Origin of the sequence: Gracilibacillus thailandensis (assembly GCF_010994055.1) — a bacterium.
Taxonomy (GTDB): Bacteria; Bacillota; Bacilli; order Bacillales; family Amphibacillaceae; genus Gracilibacillus; species Gracilibacillus lacisalsi.
Window position 1 is genome coordinate 1 of record NZ_WJID01000139.1, and the last position, 1,922, is coordinate 1,922.

1 protein-coding gene is annotated in these 1,922 nt (G+C 42.1%); it reads right to left on the reverse strand.

The features are described 5' to 3' along the window. Window positions 1-78: 78 nt before the first annotated feature. A complete protein-coding gene (gene ltrA / locus GH715_RS21185) occupies window positions 79-1,407 on the reverse strand; it encodes a group II intron reverse transcriptase/maturase (protein WP_153837226.1) in 1,329 nt (442 codons plus the stop codon). Window positions 1,408-1,922: the final 515 nt, after the last annotated feature.

Sequence of the window (1,922 nt, forward strand, 5' to 3'; positions counted from 1 at the left end):
TTTATAACTTTAAGTATTCCTCACTCCTCACAGAACCGTGCGTGCGCTATTCACGCACACGGCTCTTCCTATCACCTTTCACAGAATATACGATATATGTCTTCGCAAGTCATATATATTCGTTTTCGTTCTCGGATTTGGTAATGGATATTTCACCAAAAATAATTCGAATTTCTCCCAACTGAAGGATTTCCGTTGACTCCTTCGATTCATCCATTTAAATAGTAAGTGTTTAATACGACGCAGAAAATAGTGGACTTCGTAAGCATTATCCGTGATACAATAATAATTATAGTAGCCCACTAGCGATTGTTGGATTCGGCGCATGATGTCTTGGATATCCCTCGTTCGATTTGCCTTTAACCAAGCTTTATGTTGTTTAAGTTTGGCTCGGACTTTCTTTTTACTACTTTTCCGTTTCACACGGAACGTACCTTTCTTGCTTGTACTGCAGTAGTGCGTAAAGCCAAGAAAATCGAACGTAGATGGCTTTCTTTTCCCGTTACGCTTTGCATCTTTCCATGCATAAGGACCAAACGAGATAATTTTCGTCTTATCCTCCGCAATTTCTAGATGGAATTTACGTAACCTTTGAATGAGGTTCGTATAGAACCGGTTGGCATCTTCTTTGTACTGAAAACAACACACAAAGTCATCCGCATAGCGAACCATGTAGGCTTGACCTTTGCTTTGTTTCTTTACTACTTTCTCAAACCATAGATCCAACACATAATGAAGGTAGATATTCGCTAGAACCGGAGAAATGATACCCCCTTGCGGGGTTCCCCGGTCTGTATCAATATATTTCCCCTCTTCCATATAACCACCTTTTAGAAATCGAGCGATAATACGAAGTAAGTTGGGATCATTGATACGATGGCGAAGGAACTTCATCATCCAATCATGACTCACATGATCAAAGAATCCTTTGATATCCGCATCTACTATATAATTGGTTTTCCGTTGTTCCATGTATACATTTAAAATCTTTAATGCATCATGGCAGTTTCTTTTCGGGCGAAAACCGAAGGAACAATCGAGAAAATCATTTTCATAAATCGCGTTCAGAATCCTCGTAATACCCATTTGAACGATTTTATCTTCATGTTCCGGGATACCTAGTGGGCGTTTCTTGGTGGAACCGGGCTTGTCAATGTAGGTACGCTTGACCGGTACCGGTCGATACGCCATTTTCTTCATTCGTTTCACTAGGTCTTCAATGTTATGGTCTAAATTCCCTTCGTACATTTCTTTGGTAGTGCCATTCACGCCGGTTGCTTTACCTTTCGGTAATTGGTGATGGCACTGTTTCAAGTTACTCTCGTTTAGTAAATGTACGAGAGAATTAAAGACAAGGTTTTTATCCGATTTCGCTAATTCTGTTATCCTCTTAAGTTTCGTTTCCATAATACGTTCCACCTCTGGGTATGGATTATGTTTCCCTATCAAGGGTGATGACAGGTAACGGCCTTTCCTCCATCAGCATTACCCGACTTCATCAGTACTACGCCGTTATCCGACTTCCTTTAGGCATTTGACAGCCCTCACTTTGTTATCGCTTGTTCGTCATTACTTTCTTTATCCGAAAGACCTAAAGGACCTCCCGAGTTACCGCAACATATCAATGTGTAACGTGCCAGGGTCTTCGACTCCGGAGAAGATAGCATTCTCTCGCCTCTAACGAGAACCGTATTGTTGTCTTCTATGCTTCAGAACACATCGACCTTCTCAGCTTTGGTTTTATTTCGGAGCTCTATCCCTCAGCCGCTATGGCTTTCCGGCCCGTTACCTAACTGTCTACGCTTAAAGGCAATGTGTTACCACATGCCCTCCAAGACTCGCTACAAGTGAATGGCTAGTTCTTACTTGGCGGGAATCCCACCCGCTATATGTTACGACCTATGCTCGGCCGCACCTGAAGG